The following is a 16,829-nucleotide window of genomic DNA, read 5'->3' on the forward strand; positions in this document are numbered from 1 at the left end:
TCCTGTTAACCCTCGTCAATTTGCCCTAGTTGACTGATATTGTGACTGGAAATTAAAACACTGAGTTGCCGTTGCGGAAGCTGCGCAGCAATATCGCTGAGCGCTACACCGTCTTCAAATACCAATGCGGGAGCGATCTCTAACAACGGCATGACGACAAACTCGCGTTCACGTAGGCCTGGATGTGGCAACGTCAGTGTCGGACTTTGTCGTTGTTCTCCCTCAAACCATAATATGTCCAAGTCTAACGTACGCTCGCCCCAACGGCGAGTACGTTGACGGCCAAATTGGTCTTCGATCATTTGCAGCGATTCCAGCAGCACTTCAGGCGTTAAATCGCTGTGTAGTTCGATCACAGCATTGACATAATCGGGCTGATCTTGCGGACCCATGGGTTTACTCAAATAAAACGACGAGACTTTGCCAATGCAACTCGATGGCAAATGGCAAATCACCTGCAGTGCTTGATACAGCGTTTGCGCCGGATTATTGAGGTTTGCGCCCATGCCAATATAAACAATACTCATGACGACGACTTCCGTTCGGCGGATGAGCGTTTTGGCCGCGTTTGGCGACCGCTGCGACGAGGGCGCCTTTTAGTTTTGGGCTTATGTCCGTCTTGCGTATCGGTTTGGGGGGCTTGTTGCTGGCGCTTAGTCCAATAATGAGCTTGCTTTTCCAGCGCGAGCTGCTCATCACTATTATCCGCAGCGGTACGTTGCCGTAACAGTAAAAAGTCATAGGCGGCGCGAAACCGTGGATGAGTCAGCAAGCGGTCAGCGCGAGCACCACGTGAGCGCTCTAAACGCTGTTGTAACTGCCAAATTTCACGAGCAGGAATAGAAAAGCGCTTCGGGATCGAGACTTGTTGCACTTGCTTGGCCATGACGTCGGCGGCGGCGATGTTCATGGCGTCAATTGGCGTTAAGTCGCTCTCGGTAATGAGCTGTTCCATACGTGCTTGTAGCGGATACCAGAGCAGCGCTGCAAATAAATAGGCCGGCGTGACGCGTTGACCGTTCGCAATACGCGTATCGGTATCGATAAAGGCTTGCCGCAAAAATTGAAAGGGTGCAGCTTGTTCGTTTTGCAAATGGCTTTTAAGCAACGGAAATAACTGTTGGAACAGTTGGTAGTCGCGCAACATCAGGAAATTAGCTTGTGCTTTACCGGCAACAAACAGTTTCAACACTTCCTCAAACAAACGGGCTGCGGGAATATTTTGTAGCAACGGTGATAGTTGCTTAATGGGCGCTGCGACGTTATCCGCCAAACGCATATTCAGTTTGGTAGCGAAGCGGATGGCGCGTAACATTCTTACCGGATCTTCACGGTAACGCGTTTCGGCATCGCCAATTAGCTGTAGCACGCCGTTTTCTATATCACGCACGCCGTTGGCATAATCATAGATAGCAAAGTCAGCAATGTTGTAATACAACGCGTTGACGGTGAAGTCACGACGTTCGGCATCCTCATCAATGTCGCCATAAACGTTATCGCGTAGTAACAAACCTTCATCGTTTTGTTTTGCTATTTTATCGGTTTGCGCTTGCTCACCATTATGGTGTCCGCGAAAAGTGGCGACCTCAATAATATCTCGGCCAAATACGATATGAGCTAAACGGAAGCGGCGGCCAACCAGTCGGCAGTTGCGAAATAAACGCTTGATCTGTTCGGGATGGGCGTTAGTGACCACATCAAAATCTTTGGGGGTAATACCCAATAGCAAATCTCGCACACAGCCGCCGACTAAATAAGCGTCAAAGCCACTTTTGTGTAAGCGATAAAGTACTTTTAGCGCATTTTCACTGATTTGGTTACGCGATATCGAATGTTGGGCACGGGGAATGACGATGGGCTCAGCTAAAATGCTGGCACCGACCGAATCGTTGTCTGAACTGGGTTTTCCCATTGCGCGTAATGCCAATGCTTTGATTTTTTTAATAATACGCTTATCTCCGCGGTGCTGAGTTGGTGCATTGTAGCTCGACCGGGAACATCAGGGAAGTCGTAACCCCGCTAAACTTATCATGAACGTCTAGGCGGGGTTACGGCAAGGCGGTATTTAGTCAGCGGTGATGCTGATACCGAACAATTCAAAGGCTTCTTCTGGGCTGGCTGGACGGTTTTCTTCGCCAAGCTGCTCGATGTCGGCAAATGACATTGGTTGCGAGGGTTTCCAATGCAGTTTTAAGCCGTTATTACCTTTAATAAAGCCAACTAAGGCTTCGTTACCTGTTGCGTCTAATGGTTGCATTTGGCTAATTTGCATCGCCATCATGTCACGCATTTGGTCGGCTTTCATGCCCGACTGTTGTGCCATCATGTCTAAATAGGCGTTAATTAAACCATGGTCAGCAACGCGCATGGTTAATTCATGCAGAACGCCGTCTTTCAACATATCGATAAATTTTTCGACTTCCATCGGTTGCATCATGCCGCCGCCTTGTTGCTGTTGCTCAGCAATGGCATACATAGCGTCACGGACATTGGATACGTCGATATCAAAGTCCAAGCTGACTAACTGCTTATCTTCAATACCCATTTTAACGTGGAACAGGTCGTCGCCTTTTTCATAACTGACATCTGAGTAGGCGTCGATGCTGACTTCTTTTAATGCGTCCAGTGTTCCCGGTGCTGCCGGCATGCCCGCCGCTTGCGCTTCAAAGAAATTATCGCTAAAGCGCATACCGGTCATCGCGCTACGGCCTTCTAGAGCAACATCGCCGCTGATCATTTCCCACAAATTACTGCTGGTGACGCTATCGATGATAATAAAGTCGCCGTACTCAGGGTGTTTGATGGTTAACCCGCTAACTTCAAGTGAGCTGGTTAAGATGTTGGCAGATACGTTCTCGTAGCTAACGACAAGTTCAGCCGCTGGGTCGGCATTTAAAGCCGCTAACTGCTCGTCTATCGTCGCTTTAGCTTGCTTGGCAACGTACCAGTTACCAACGAAGAAAGCGACCACTGCCAGTATGACAACTACCAATAAAAGGCGTAACGATTTACTCATAAGTTTTTCAGCCGTGTTAGTCAGATGTATAAAATAGCGCAATATGGTATGCCAAATGACGCAAAAACGCTAGCGCTACGACTGACAAAGTGGCTAGAAAAACTCGCTAACAGACCAGCGTTGCAGCGCCCACTCAAGGATGATAGCCGCCGGTTCGTGTCTGAGTGCGGCATCGGGTTCGAGTGTTAAAAACTGTAAAGCTTGAAACAAGTTCTCAGAAATGCGCGATGAGTCGAGCGCTGGAGCATGATTCTGTTTACTCAATTTGCGTCCCTGCGGGTCTAGCGCCAGCGGTAAATGCATCAGACGCGGCTGCTGTTGAGTAAATTGTTGCCATAAACTCAGTTGCCAGCTGCTTGGTAACAGTAAATCGCTGCCGCGAACGATATCGGTCACACCTTGCTCAATATCATCGACAACCACCGCGAGTTGATAGGCATAAAGTTGGTCTCGGCGCTTGAGTACAAAATCCTCGCGTGCAAAGGCTGGTTCTAAGTCGACTCGACCTTGATAGCGGTCAGTAAAGTGTAACTCGGCTTGGTCGTTGCAAAAGCGGATGGCGTAAGGTTCGCTAACGTTTGAGCGATGGCGGCAATAGCCGCTGTAATATAAACCGTTAGCTTTGATTTGACGACGACTGCAGTCGCATCGATAGGTGAGTCCGGCAGTATGTAAACGTTGTAGATAGTGCTGATACAGGTCGTCGCGTTGGCTTTGCTTTATCACCTCGCCATCCCAATGCAAGCCATGCTGCTCTAGCTGCATTAAAATGGTATCGGCGGCAGCGTCTTGAGCGCGTGGTTTATCGACATCTTCGATACGCACCAGCCAACGACCTGCATGGGCTTTGGCGTCTAAATAGCTACCCAAAGCGGCGATCAGGGAACCAAAATGCAAAGGCCCCGACGGGGTCGGGGCAAATCGGCCGCAATAAGCCATGCTTAACGCTCGCTATTTATCTCGCTACTGAATTGAGCAGGTAGGTTTGCGGATAAATAACAGGCGCTTAGGCGCCGGTCATTTGTTTTTCTTTAATTTCGGCTAAGGTTTTGCAATCGACGCACTGATCCGCAGTCGGCCGCGCTTCTAAGCGGCGAATACCGATTTCAATACCGCACGAGTCACAGAAGCCAAAGTCGTCTTCTTCGATTTTTTGTAGCGTTTTTTCGATCTTCTTGATCAGCTTGCGCTCGCGGTCACGGGTACGCAACTCTAGGCTAAACTCTTCCTCTTGAGCTGCGCGGTCAACCGGATCAGGGAAGTTAGCCGCTTCGTCCTTCATGTGATGCACGGTGCGATCGACTTCCTCGCGCAATTGTGAGCGCCACGCTTCAAGAATTTTCTTGAAGTGTTCGCGCTGCGCTTCGTTCATGTACTCTTCGCCCGACTTTTCCTGATATGGCTCTAGGCCAGCAAGCGCCAGGATGCCATGCGTCTTCTTTGCGTTGCTTTGTGGCATCTGGATCTCCTTACAAACAACGTGTTTTAGTCAAAAGGACGCTACGTATACCAGAAAGCAAAGTAGCGTGCAATGTTCGTATGATGATGAGGTAAATACCTTTACCTCGGCCATTAAGCCACCCTATATGGGGGTAAATAATTGGCTTTCAAGCGTTATCAAGCATCACCGGTAGTAATTTCTGCGCCGTTAATTGCTGCGGTGTTAAGTAACAATTTAAGGCGTAGCACTCAACTCCGGCGCGGTGCGCTTGCTGTAATGCCGCCGCGTAGTTAGCGTCAATGTGTGCGGCCGGAGTGACGCTGTCGATAGCACTATGCATAACCTGATACAACATAATGCCGCGTGCACCTTGTTGCACCACATGTTGAAGCTCTTGCACATGTTTGAGTGCACGTTGACTGACAGTATCGGGAAAATAGCCGCGGCCATCTTGTAACAGCGTGACACTTTTTACTTCAATAAAGCTGGGACGGTTCTGTTGGTCGCGTAAAAAAATGTCGATTCGACTATTTTGTTCGCCATAACGTCGCTCGCGGCTAAAGTTTTCAGCGCTTAAATCTAGTGGTGTTAACGCTTTTATTAAGCCCGCTTGAATAGCCTCGGCGGCGACCTCATTGGCCCGTTGGGTATTGACGCAAATTAGGTTGCCGTCGGCGCTTTCACTCAGCTCCCAAGTATACCGGTACTTGCGTTTGGGGTTGCCAGAGTCGCTGGCGTATAAGCTCATGCCGGGCTCGGCGCAACCGGTCATGGCACCGGTATTGGGGCAGTGGATAGTCAGTGTACTGCCATCGGCAGCAATGACGTCGGCCAGAAAGCGTTTATATCGCTTTACGAGGGTAAAGCGTTGCAGGGGCTTGTTAAATTGCATGGACGACCTCATAACCACTAAAGTAAAGGAATAAAATTTGCCAACTTACTGGGAGTCAGATGTCATGTCCAGAGCTATGCCCGTCTATTTAAGTAACGAACGTTCAGCCACCGCAGCATGGAAAGCCAGCGCGGCTTTTTATTGGCAGCAAGATGCTATCACAATTCCCTTAGCTGACAACGAAGCCGATAACTTACGTGCCATTCAACGTGCCGGTCGTCAGTTAGATAACAGCGGTCTGCAGCATTTAGCCATCGCTGGCGAAGGCTGGGATATCGAGCGTCAATGGGCGTTAGCGCAAGGTTTTACCTCAACCTTATCAAGCAACCAAATTAGCTGGCATGAGCAACAGCCTCAGGTAGCGGAGCAGTTGACACAGATGACTGATATCGCGCGTTGGACGCGTGAGTTGGTTAACCTTCCGCCTGCCGAAATCTATCCGCAATCGCTAGCACAGCGGGTTATCGATAAATTTAAAGACGTCGCTGGTGACGATCAAATCGACTATAAAATTATCGCCGGTGACGACTTGCTTGAAGCCGGTTGGGTGGGTATTCACCACGTTGGCCGTGCCAGCGTCAAACAACCGCTCATGCTGCAATTGGATTTTATTCCTGATGGTAACAAAGACACCGACGTCAGTGCTGCGTTAATTGGTAAAGGCATCACCTTTGATAGCGGTGGTTACAGCATTAAAGCCAGCGAGGGTATGCTGGCGATGAAGTGTGACATGGGCGGTGCCGCGACTGTAGCCGGTGCGCTATTGTTAGCAATTCAACGCGGTTTGAAAAAGCGCGTACGTTTGATCTTATGCTGCGCGGAGAACTTGATCGATGGTTCGGCGTATAAATTGGGCGACGTGATCACCTATAAAAACGGCACCAGTGTCGAAGTTGTCAATACCGATGCCGAGGGGCGCTTGGTTTTAGCCGATGGCTTACTTGCTGCCGGTGAAGCAGGCGCTAAACTGGTGATCGACGCGGCCACGCTAACCGGCGCCGCGCAGATGGCGGTCGGCAATGAATATAATGCGCTGTTTAGCGTCGACGACGGCTTGGCCGCAGAAACGTTAAACTTAGCGGCGCAAGAGCGCGAACCACTATGGCGTTTGCCGCTTGCCCACTGGCATAGTAACAACTGTCCGTCGGCATTTGCCGATACTGCCAATAGTCGTCCGCAAAAAGGTGGTGGTGCTGGTGGTGCTAGCAACGCTGCGGGCTTCTTATTGCGTTTTGCACCTCATCAGGGGCAGGGCTGGTTACACTTTGATTTAGCTGGTGCCTACCATAATAGTGCTAATGGCATGTGGGCGACCGGTGCCACCGCACTGGGCATTCGTACCATCGCTGCCACCTTGATGCACGAAGCTTAACGGTTGGTTTACGGGGTTAAGCGCGCGGGCGTCGGCAACGGCCAGCGCGCAAGCGCCTGATAACGTACACCCGCGTTGGTGCTGCGTGACCTGAATAAGGTCAGCGCTTGCCATTGCAGAGTAAAATTGGCCGGCTCCGCCACCAGCGTAGCCGGCTTTTTTGCGCCACGAATGAGTGAGATATGTGGGCTAAAGGGGTGTCGATCCGACAGTTCAAAGAGTGCCCGCAAACGGTTTGCAAAGTCGTTTAATTGCCGATTAGGTTGGCTTGGTGCTAAATACACCGTTTCGCTCTCGGACCAATATCCCAATAAACCAAAATGGCTGTGTAATGCCGGTTTTACCAGTTCCTGACAATGCTGCACGATGTCTGTCAGTTCACTGTCGTCACGCTCACCAAAAAAAGCCAAGGTTAGATGATAATTACCTGAGAATACTGCCGCTTTGGGATGCGCTAATGCTTGCGCTTGCCAAGTCGCCAGTTGTTGTTTTTGATGGGGGAGTAAATCTAAACCCAAAAAGAGTCTGTGCTGCATAGTGCCAGCATAACACATTGCCGACGGTTTACGGTATCATGCCAAGAGTTAAGCTGATCGCTAAGCAGCGATTGGCGTTATTGCTGTCAATTTACTCGCGGTGTGCATGAACAACCAGCAACTCCCCGTCAACGACGTCATTGCCGAATTAATTCCTGCGTTAGCGCAAACAGCGGTGATCTTACAAGCGCCTCCTGGCGCGGGTAAGTCGACCGCGTTACCGCTTGCCCTGTTAGCTGCGCAGTCTGCGCATGAAGGACGTATCATCATGTTGCAACCCCGTCGCGTTGCCGCTATTGGTATCGCGCACTATTTGGCTCAGCAATTGGGTGAGAAGGTCGGTCAGCAAGTTGGTTATCAGGTGCGGGGGGACCGTGCGCTGAGTTCGCAAACGCGGTTGTTGATCGTGACTGAGGGAACTTTTACGCGGATGATACAGGCTGATCCGTTACTCGACGACGTCAGTTTGGTCATCTTTGATGAGTTTCATGAGCGCCAGCTACACAGTGATTTAGGTTTGGCATTGGTGTTAGAAAGCCGTCAGGTTAAGCCGCAGCTACAATTGTTGATCATGTCGGCAACATTGCCGGCAGCCGATATCGCGGCCTGGTTAGATCAGCAAGGGCAAGCTACGCGGGTGTTTGTTAGCCAAGGCCGAGAGTATCCTATTCAATTGCATTATCGACCGCCGCCGACGGCACGAGATTGGCAGCAACAGCTACCAGCGGTGGTCGCCGAGGCTTGGCAGCAAGCACAACATAGCGTGCTGGTTTTCTTACCCGGCAACGCTGAAATCGCGCGCTTAGCGGAGGCTTTGCGAAGCCGCCTAGCGGGCGTACCGCTTCAACCTTTGCATGGCGGCTTATCGCTGGCTCAACAACAGGCCGTGCTGAATCCACAACAAAGCCAACGGCGTATCGTGTTAGCCACCAATATTGCTGAAACGAGTTTAACGCTTAGCGACATCGATACGGTGGTTGACTGTGGTCGTGAGCGGGTAGCGCTATTTCATCCACAGCAGGGTATTAGTCGTTTATTGACGCAACGTATTAGTCGAGCCGCGGCTGAGCAACGCGCCGGTCGTGCTGGTCGGCTGCGAGCTGGCGCTTGTTACCGCTTGTGGTCAGCACAAGAGCAAGCACGTTTGCGCGAGTACGCCGCCGCCGATATTGATACGCAGGAGTTAACTGGCTTATTACTGGAGTGTCGGGCATGGGGCAGTGAACCTTCGCAAATGGCTTGGTTAACGCCGCCTAATGACGCTAATTTAGCCGTTGCCGAGCAATTATTGCAGCAACTCGGTATCTGCAATCAGCGTGGTCAACTGACCGTCTTGGGGCAACAATTACCAGCCGCCGCCAGCGACCCACGCTTGGCTGTTATTGCCTACCATTGCGCGCAGCCGCGTCAAGCCGACGCCACCTTGGCTGCAACGGCAGTGCGTCGCTGGACGAGGTACAGCAAAGTCGTCATTTGCCCGTCGACTGGCTGAGCCTATGTGCGCAGCACTGGCAACAACGGAAAAATCCTGGTCGTTGGCAACAGCGCTGGCAATTCTGGCGGCAACAGTTACAAGTGAGCGAGCCTACAGCCGTCAATTTCAGCCGCAGTGCCGAAGTGCTGTTGTGGGGCTTTGCTGACCGCGTAGCGCAGCGCCGTAGTGGCGACGTAAGCCGCTATTTACTGAGTTATGGCAGCGGCGCGTCGCTTGGCGATGACAGTCTATCCAGTGAATGGTTACTGGCCTTGCAATTGACCCTGCACGATGGGGATAGCGACAGCCGTATTCGCTTAGCGTTGCCGCTGACTTGGCGTGAGTTAGCGCAACATCCGGCAATAGCCGTTGAGCAGTATCAACAAACGCGCTGGCAGGGGCCGACGCAACGGTTGGTTAATATCGATGAACGCCGCTTGGGCGCCATTGTGCTTGAGAGCCGGGAAAGTTCTCAACAGCCCTCTGCGCAGCAGCGTCAACAAGCCTTCGTCGATTATCTGCAAGCGCAGGGCTTGGCGCGTTTAAATTGGTGTGACGCCAGTCAGCAACTGCTGGCGCGCTTACGTTTATTGGCTCAACACCAGCCGCAGGCGTTGCCTTTTGCGCTCACCGATGACGCGTTGCTAGCCGAACTAGCCGTTTGGGCTGCGCCCTATTGGCAAGCGCTGCTGAACTTGCAGCAACTGCATCAATGGCGACCCTATGAGGCATTATTGGCGCGTTGTGATTACGCTCTGCAACAGCAGCTACAACAGCAATGTCCAAGTCAATGGCAAGCGCCTAGTGGACGCTTAGTCAGTATTGATTACTGCCAGCCACAGCCGGTAGCAGCGATAAAGCTGCAAGAAGCCTTTGGGGAACCCCACTCGCCGACGCTTGTCTATGGCAAGGTTACCTTGACGCTAGACCTGCTGTCACCGGCTGGACGATTGCTGCAACGTACGCAGGATCTTGCCAGTTTTTGGCAAGGGGCCTATCAGCAGGTTAAAAAGGAAATGCGTGGTCGCTATCCTAAGCACCCGTGGCCGGACGATCCCAGTTCAGCGCAGGCCACGCTGAAAACAAAAAGACAGATGTAGTCGTAATTAATGAAGGACACGAAAATCAAACGGACGCTGCGCTATTTGCTAATCACTGGGCTTAAATTGAGTCTGGTCGGTTTAGCGATTCTATTTTTTTATTTGCTGTATTTAGACAGTGTTTTAACCGAGCGCTTTAGCCAGAGCCGCTATCAGGCCCCGGCTTTGGTATATGGTCGGGCGATGACCTTGGCACCGAGCGCGCAATTAAGCCACGCCGAAGTACTTAAAGAATTAAAGCTATTGCGCTATCGCGCGACTGCGACGGCTGCAGAGTCAGGTGAATACACACACGGCCGACAACATTTTGTGATTCACCGGCGACCTTTTGATTTTGCCGATGGCCCACGTATGGCAGAGCAGGTTAGGGTGGAGTTTCAGGGGGACCGTATTAGCCGATTAGTCAGTTGGCCAGATGGTCGGGCGCTGAGTTCGTTTCGTTTGGAGCCGCCGTTGGTGGCGCGTATTAATGGTAGTAATGATGAAGACCGCTTATTGGTTGGCCTTGAGGTCGTACCCAACCTGTTGGTGGAAACGTTATTATTGGTTGAAGATCAAAACTTTTATCATCACTACGGGGTTTCGCCTGGCGCCATAGCCCGTGCTATGTGGGCTAATTTACGCGCTGGTTATACCGTACAAGGTGGAAGTACGCTGACCCAACAATTGGTCAAAAACTTGTATCTAACTCGTGACCAAACGCTTTGGCGCAAAGCCAATGAGGCGTTAATGGCGTTGGTTATCGACTATCGTTTTAGTAAGAATGAAATTCTAGAAACCTATCTCAACGAGGTTTATTTCGGCCAAGACCGAGGCCATGCCATTCACGGCGTTGGGCTGGCGAGTTTGTTTTATTTTGGTAAGCAAGTTCAGGAATTGGATGCCGCCGATGTCGCGATGTTAGTGGGATTGGTGAAAGGCCCTTCTTATTATGACCCGCGTCGTTCGCCTGAGCGCGCACGGCAGCGCCGCGATTTGGTTTTACAGCTGATGTTTAACAATGACTTGATCAATCGCGATAACTATTTAGCTGGTCTCGATACGCCGTTAGTGAGTAACGGCTCAGGGCGTTTGATCAGCGAGACACAACCGCACTATGTAGAGCGAGTGCAGCAAGAGTTACAGCGTATTGAGCTACCGCAAGCGTGGCAGAGTACGGGATTACGCATTTTCACTTATCTTGACCCGCAGCTACAGCAAGCGGCTGAGGCTGCCTTAGAGCAACGCTTAAAGCAGCTCTCCGATGACGAGCAATTACAGGGAGCGTTAGTGGTTGCCGATTACCAGCAAGCGGGTATTACCGCGCTGGTGGGTGATCGCCATAATCGTCGTGGCAGCTTTAACCGAGCGTTGCTGGCATTAAGGCCGGTGGGGTCGTTGGTGAAGCCGGTGATTTATGGTGCGGCGTTATCTCGCAGCGATTTGTATAGCTTGGGGTCGATGTTAGACGACAGTCCCATGCGCGTTTCGGCTAAAGGTGAAGATGATTGGCAGCCGCGTAACTATGACGGTAAATATGTCGGTCCGATTAGCCTTTACGATGCCTTCGTCGAGTCGCGCAATATTCCTGCAGTACGGGTTGGTTTGAATGTTGGCATTGCTGAGCTAGTGCGCTATTTGCGAGGTTTGGGTGTGCACACCCCCATCGCGGCTTATCCGGCCTTGACCTTGGGCTCAGTGCAATTGTCACCGCTGGCGGTAACACGCATCTACGCGGCTATTGCAAATCAAGGTCGTTATCGGCCGTTGGCGACGATTAACGCCGTGACCACTCACGCCGGCGATCTGATTTATCAACGTCAAGACGATGCGGGAGCGGCGGTATTCTCGCGTGAAGTGGCTAGCTTGCTACGCTACACCATGCAGGGCGTGGTGGCCGAGGGCACTGGCCGAGGCTTGAATCAGGCTTTCCCTAGCGCCCATTTGGCCGGCAAAAGTGGCACCACCAACGATTTACGAGACGCCTGGTTTGTCGCCTTTGACGCCAAGCAAGTCATGACCAGTTGGGTTGGCCGTGATGATAATCAACCGATGGGTTTAACCGGGAGTAGCGGTGCGTTACCGGTCATTGCGGGACTGTTGCAGCGCCAAGCACCACGCGCGTTGACCAATGCGTTAGCGGAAGGCGTCACCATGCAAGCCTATAACCGTGAAAACGGTGTCCAAGTGCCGTTAGCATGTAACAACGCTCGACGTTTACCGGGTATCAGCCAAACATTGCCCGAGGACATTAATTGCGACGGCGAAATTGATAAGAAAAACTGGTTTGAGCGGTTGTTCGGTGGTTAACGCTGACGTATTAATATGCTTGCTATTGAGGCCATATGCGAGTACTGCATATGGCCTCAGCGGGTAGCCGTTATAAGCTAGCGAAAGCCTGCTTAGCAGCGTTGATGGTATCAGCGATATCCTGTTCACTGTGAGCAGCCGACATAAAGCCGCCCTCAAATGCCGATGGTGCCAGATAAACGCCCTGCTTCAACATGCTGTGATAAAAGCGACGGAAGTGCTCCATATTGCAGGCTGTCGCCTGGTCAAAACGTGTGACTTGCTTGGCGTCGGTAAAGAAAAAGCCAAACATTGAACCGGCACGGTTAGTGGTGAGTGGAACACCGGCTTCATCAGCCGCAGCTTGCAGACCATTGACCAGCGTTTCGACGCGGGCGTACAAGCGCGGGTAAAGTTCGGTGTCGTCGCTGAGTTGTGTCAGTGTGGCTAAGCCTGCCGCCATGGCGACGGGGTTACCCGATAAGGTGCCAGCTTGATATACCGGACCGTTAGGAGCGATGTGGTCCATGATTTCGGCTTTACCACCGAAAGCGCCAACCGGCATACCGCCGCCGATGACCTTTCCTAACGTGGTCAAGTCTGGGGTTACTTGATAGTGCGCCTGTGCGCCGCCCGGCGACACCCGAAAGCCGGTCATCACTTCGTCAAAAATCAGTACGCTACCATAGTCGTCACAAACCTTGCGTAAACCTTGCAAAAAGCCGTCGACCGGAGGAATACAGTTCATGTTGCCGGCTACCGGCTCGACAATAATACAAGCGATTTGCTCACCGACTTCGGCAAATACCTGACGGACCGATTCGATATCGTTATAAGTGACCGTTAAGGTGTGTTTGGCGTAATCTTCAGGGATCCCAGGTGAATTGGGAACACCTAATGTTAGTGCCCCAGAACCGGCTTTAACTAACAACGAATCGGCGTGACCGTGATAGCAGCCTTCAAACTTCAGGATTTTGTCACGGCCCGTGTAGCCACGCGCCAAGCGAATGGCGCTCATGGTCGCTTCGGTGCCCGAGTTAACCATACGCACTTTATCGATAGACGGCACAATGCTACGGATTTTTTCAGCCATGGTGATCTCGACCGCGGTCGGCGTACCAAAGCTCAGGCCATTCTGTACTGCGGCGATAGTCGCTTCGCGCACAGCAGCATGGTTGTGACCTAAAATCATCGGCCCCCATGAGCCGACATAATCAATGTAACGCTGGCCATCGGCATCGAACATATAGGCGCCATCGGCGCGTTCGATAAATAGCGGCGTACCGCCGACGCCATTAAAGGCGCGTACCGGCGAGTTGACACCGCCGGGAATGCTTAATTGAGCTTGGCTAAATAATTCGTCGGAACGTGACATAAAAACCTCTTAGACGTTACGTTTGTCGCTGTACCAATTCACTTCACACTCGTAGCGATCGACCTGATCAGCGACGCCGAGCGTCAGCGCGAACAGCGCCATGCGGATCAGAACACCGTTATCGGCTTGGCGGAATATGGCTAGATTTGGATTCTGGTTAAGGTCATTATCGAGCTCGTTGGCCTCGGCGCGCGAGTCGCGCGGTAATGGATGCATAATGACCGTATTGGGTTTGTAGTGTTTGGTATAAATTTCGCTATTTAAGCGGAACTTACCACGATATTGATCGGCCTCTTCTGGGCTGGAAAAGCGCTCTTGCTGAATACGGGTTTGGTAAACAATATCGGCATCTAACGAACCGCTGATCTGCTCGGTGACGGTAAAACGGTGGCCGGCTTCCGCCATGACTTCTAGGATATTATCCGGCATTGCCAATTCGCGCGGAGAAATTAAGGTAAAGCGCACGTTTTTGTACATTGCTAACAGCTTGGATAACGAGTGCACAGTACGTCCATACTTTAAGTCGCCGACCATGCAGATGTGCATGCCATCAATGTTTTGCTGATGATACGCCAGTTCTTTTTTGATGGTATACAAATCTAACAACGCTTGAGTCGGATGCTCATTGGCGCCATCACCGCCATTGATGACCGGCACCCGGCTACCTTCGGCAAACTCTGCCACCGCGCCTGATTTTGGATGGCGCATCGCGATGACATCGGAGTAGCTACTGAGTACCCGCGCTGTGTCGTAAAGCGATTCACCTTTCGCTAACGCAGAACTTTCCATTCCGGTGGTTTCTCGAACTTCGCCACCGAGTAAGTTAAATGCGGTACCAAAACTCACCCGGGTTCGGGTAGAAGGTTCAAAAAACAAGTTACCTAAGATGGCGCCATCTAAAACCCGGGTACGTTTTTGCCGACGGGCGTATGGCTGCATACGGTCGGCGATTTCGAAAATGGTCTGTATGCTATCAATGGTAAATTGATTAACAGACAGAATATTTGACCCAGTAAAAGTCATGTTGGCGTGTCCTGAGTTAGCTAAAGTACCGGGGAAGATGCAAATAAGTCTATAGTCACTCAGCGAGTCCTGAGGGTTGCAGTTGCAAGACAGGATTCGCAGGGAATGGCAGTCTTCCTTGCCAAGCGCCATCATAGCAGATGGCGCCATTGTTGAGAATCTAGAACGGTTTGACGACCGCCAAAATAATGACCGCGAACAAGATCAGCACCGGGGCTTCGTTAAAGATCCGATAAAAGCGAGCGCTGCGGCGATTACGATTGTGTTTAAAGTCAGCTAATAGCTTAAAGCAATAGGCATGATAGCCATACAGCAGGGCCACTAAGGTCAACTTAGCGTGCAGCCAGCCACTGGCAGCTAACCAAGCGCTGCCGTATGCGACAATTAGCGCGATACCGAAAATGGCGGTTAAAATAGCGAATGGTGTGACAAAAAATAATAAGCGTCGCTCCATGACTTTAAACTGTTCGGCGACGGCTTCGTCGTTGGTTTCAGCGTGATAGACAAATAACCGAGGCAAGTAAAAAATACCGGCAAACCACGCCACCATAAAAATTAAATGTAAGGCCTTTAACCAAAGAATGCTCACGGTAACTCCCTGTCTAATGCTTTACGTACCATATCCCAACTAACCACACCGATAATATCGGTCGGGCTTTCGTCATAAATATAAACCGCTCCACGACGTTGCGGCGCTAAAATATCGTAGGCCTCGGACAAGGTAACGTTAATTTTTAAACCGGTTAACGGCGTATAATTGAGTGATGACTCTGAGGCATCCGAGGCCATAATGTCGTAGCTGACGATATGATAAAGCGGTTGTTGTTCGGCATCATAGCTTTGAATAATTACCGATTGCGTATCGGCGTTTTGCAGGGCGTCGGTAATTTGCTCATGAGTCGGTTGTTTGAGCAGCATATAGTCGCGATCCATTACCGCTTCGATACCGGTTTTTTGCAGTGCCAGTGTGACCGGTGAAATTTGATAAGGCAGCTCTTGCAAATCAAGTTGGGCAATAAAAATCGACTTCGACTTGAATAGCTGACTTGAAATCAAATAAGCGGTCACGATAACCAGCATCGCCGGTACAATTACCTCGGGTGAACGGCTAAGTTCCATGACCGCCAATAACGCCGCCAGTGGCGCGTGTATGGTAGCGGTTAATAGGCCAGCCATGCCCAGCAGTAAAAAGATGTCTAAGGGTAGCGGCGTATGTAAACCCAAACTGGCTAAGCTGGCGGTAAATAATGCTGCAACAATGGCACCAATACCGAACACGGCACCGATTAAGCCGCCGGGAATACCCATGCCCAATGCGATGGCGCTGGTGATCAATTTGGCGAATAATAGCGTGAATAGAATATTTAGCTCTTGCTGATGCACAATAACTTGATGAATAGCGGTCAGGCCAGGACCTAAACCGGCAGGAATAATGAGACCCAAAGCACCAGTCATGAGTCCGGCGAATAAAAACCGGGTGAGCACATGAGTATGCTTGGCGGTGCGCATCATATCGAGCATCAGGGCTTTAAATAAAACGCCGACTAAACCCAACAAAATGCCGAGCATCACCACCCAGGGTAGTTGCATCGGTGTTAGCGGCTCCGGCACCAGCATCGCCAAATCGGTGGCGGTGCCAAATACCTCGCGGGTGATTAAGGCACCGCTAACAGCGGCTAGCATAACCGGAATGAAAATGTGTACTTTGTACTCGCGGAGGACGACTTCCATAACCAGTACCATGGCTGCCAGCGGCGTGCCGAAAGAGCAGGCAATGGCGGCAGCGATACCACAGGCGGCCAGGGTACGAATACTGTTATAGGGGACTTGTAAGCGATGCCCAAACCAGGTACTGATGGCGGCGCCTAAATGTACGGCGGGGCCTTCGCGACCCACGCTGAAACCCGCGGTAAGTGCAATAATACCGGCAAAAAATTGATTCACGGTGCTACGCCAAGGTAGCATACCGTAATGTTGCTTCATGCGGTGAATAACAAACGGAATGCCGAGTCGAAAGCGACGATAGCGGGTGACCATCATCAATAAATAAATAACTGCTGCGGCAGCGATGGGAACGCCAAAGCGCCAGCCGTTTGGCATAAACTGTTGCCACTGGCTGTGGTTGCCGATAGAGTTGCCTAGCCAGAGAATGCCGAGTCGAAAAACAACAATAACAGCGGCAGCTAACACACCCACCAGTAACCCCATGACGCACAGCGCAATGGTGGTTGTGGGTTGCGCCAACTGGCGGCGCAGCTGCAAGTGCAAAGAACGCGAGAAGCTCACAGTCGGTTATCGCTCAGGTCGCGGTTTAACGAAGATTAGTAAGCTT

15 protein-coding genes are annotated in these 16,829 nt (G+C 51.3%); 4 read left to right on the forward strand and 11 right to left on the reverse strand.

All coding sequences use genetic code 11. The features are described from left to right. Positions 1-5 precede the first annotated feature (5 nt). The 6 genes from folK to sfsA form a co-directional block, all read right to left on the reverse strand. On the reverse strand, positions 6-527 hold the full coding sequence (gene folK / locus A10D4_RS00105) for a 2-amino-4-hydroxy-6-hydroxymethyldihydropteridine diphosphokinase (RefSeq protein ID WP_008486932.1): 522 nt from the start codon (positions 525-527) through the stop codon (positions 6-8). Further along, a complete protein-coding gene (pcnB, locus tag A10D4_RS00110; protein ID WP_008486933.1) occupies positions 524-1,912 on the reverse strand; it encodes a polynucleotide adenylyltransferase PcnB in 1,389 nt (462 codons plus the stop codon). Before pcnB ends, folK begins: the two co-directional genes overlap by 4 nt. Before the next feature lie 153 nt (positions 1,913-2,065). After that, a complete protein-coding gene (locus A10D4_RS00115; protein ID WP_008486934.1) occupies positions 2,066-3,016 on the reverse strand; it encodes a DUF945 family protein in 951 nt (316 codons plus the stop codon). 93 nt (positions 3,017-3,109) lie between these two features. Further along, the gene (gluQRS, locus tag A10D4_RS00120; RefSeq protein WP_008486937.1) at positions 3,110-3,955 is read right to left on the reverse strand and encodes a tRNA glutamyl-Q(34) synthetase GluQRS; all 846 of its coding nucleotides are present in this window, start codon (positions 3,953-3,955) and stop codon (positions 3,110-3,112) included. A 67-nt stretch (positions 3,956-4,022) separates the two neighbouring features. Continuing rightward, entirely contained in the window at positions 4,023-4,475 is a 453-nt protein-coding gene (gene dksA, locus A10D4_RS00125; protein WP_008486938.1) for an RNA polymerase-binding protein DksA, read from the reverse strand. Positions 4,476-4,623: 148 nt separating this feature from the next. Continuing rightward, positions 4,624-5,349 carry a DNA/RNA nuclease SfsA gene (sfsA, locus tag A10D4_RS00130; protein ID WP_008486939.1) on the reverse strand — a complete coding sequence of 242 codons (726 nt, stop codon included), beginning with the start codon at positions 5,347-5,349 and terminating at the stop codon, positions 4,624-4,626. Between the two features lie 64 nt (positions 5,350-5,413). Between sfsA and pepB the strand changes: the two genes are divergently transcribed. Next, positions 5,414-6,721 (forward strand): aminopeptidase PepB, encoded by a 1,308-nt coding sequence (gene pepB / locus A10D4_RS00135; RefSeq protein WP_040502129.1) that lies wholly within the window; start codon positions 5,414-5,416, stop codon positions 6,719-6,721. An 8-nt stretch (positions 6,722-6,729) separates the two neighbouring features. On the opposite strand, the gene thpR is transcribed toward pepB, so the two are convergent. Beyond that, entirely contained in the window at positions 6,730-7,257 is a 528-nt protein-coding gene (gene thpR, locus A10D4_RS13510; RefSeq protein WP_008486941.1) for an RNA 2',3'-cyclic phosphodiesterase, read from the reverse strand. Positions 7,258-7,363: 106 nt separating this feature from the next. On the opposite strand from thpR, the gene A10D4_RS00145 reads away from it, so the two are divergent. The 3 genes from A10D4_RS00145 to mrcB are packed head-to-tail and all read left to right on the forward strand — an operon-like array spanning position 7,364 to position 12,120. Further along, entirely contained in the window at positions 7,364-8,749 is a 1,386-nt protein-coding gene (locus A10D4_RS00145) for a DEAD/DEAH box helicase (RefSeq protein WP_008486943.1), read from the forward strand. After that, a complete protein-coding gene (locus A10D4_RS00150) occupies positions 8,731-9,831 on the forward strand; it encodes an ATP-dependent helicase C-terminal domain-containing protein (RefSeq protein WP_008486944.1) in 1,101 nt (366 codons plus the stop codon). The genes A10D4_RS00145 and A10D4_RS00150 overlap by 19 nt, the downstream gene beginning before the upstream one ends. 9 nt (positions 9,832-9,840) lie before the next feature. Further along, positions 9,841-12,120 carry a penicillin-binding protein 1B gene (mrcB, locus tag A10D4_RS00155; protein ID WP_008486946.1) on the forward strand — a complete coding sequence of 760 codons (2,280 nt, stop codon included), beginning with the start codon at positions 9,841-9,843 and terminating at the stop codon, positions 12,118-12,120. A gap of 70 nt (positions 12,121-12,190) precedes the next feature. Here mrcB and hemL read toward each other — a convergent pair whose 3' ends face one another. The 4 genes from hemL to A10D4_RS00175 form a co-directional block, all read right to left on the reverse strand. Continuing rightward, positions 12,191-13,474 (reverse strand): glutamate-1-semialdehyde 2,1-aminomutase, encoded by a 1,284-nt coding sequence (gene hemL, locus A10D4_RS00160; protein ID WP_008486947.1) that lies wholly within the window; start codon positions 13,472-13,474, stop codon positions 12,191-12,193. A 9-nt stretch (positions 13,475-13,483) separates the two neighbouring features. Beyond that, on the reverse strand, positions 13,484-14,497 hold the full coding sequence (locus A10D4_RS00165; protein WP_008486948.1) for an aspartate carbamoyltransferase: 1,014 nt from the start codon (positions 14,495-14,497) through the stop codon (positions 13,484-13,486). A gap of 160 nt (positions 14,498-14,657) precedes the next feature. Continuing rightward, entirely contained in the window at positions 14,658-15,086 is a 429-nt protein-coding gene (gene hemJ / locus A10D4_RS00170; protein ID WP_008486949.1) for a protoporphyrinogen oxidase HemJ, read from the reverse strand. Beyond that, a complete protein-coding gene (locus A10D4_RS00175) occupies positions 15,083-16,783 on the reverse strand; it encodes a chloride channel protein (RefSeq protein WP_008486950.1) in 1,701 nt (566 codons plus the stop codon). Before A10D4_RS00175 ends, hemJ begins: the two co-directional genes overlap by 4 nt. Positions 16,784-16,829: the final 46 nt, after the last annotated feature.

Origin of the sequence: Idiomarina xiamenensis 10-D-4 (assembly GCF_000299895.1) — a bacterium.
GTDB classification, from domain to species: domain Bacteria; phylum Pseudomonadota; class Gammaproteobacteria; order Enterobacterales; family Alteromonadaceae; genus Idiomarina; species Idiomarina xiamenensis.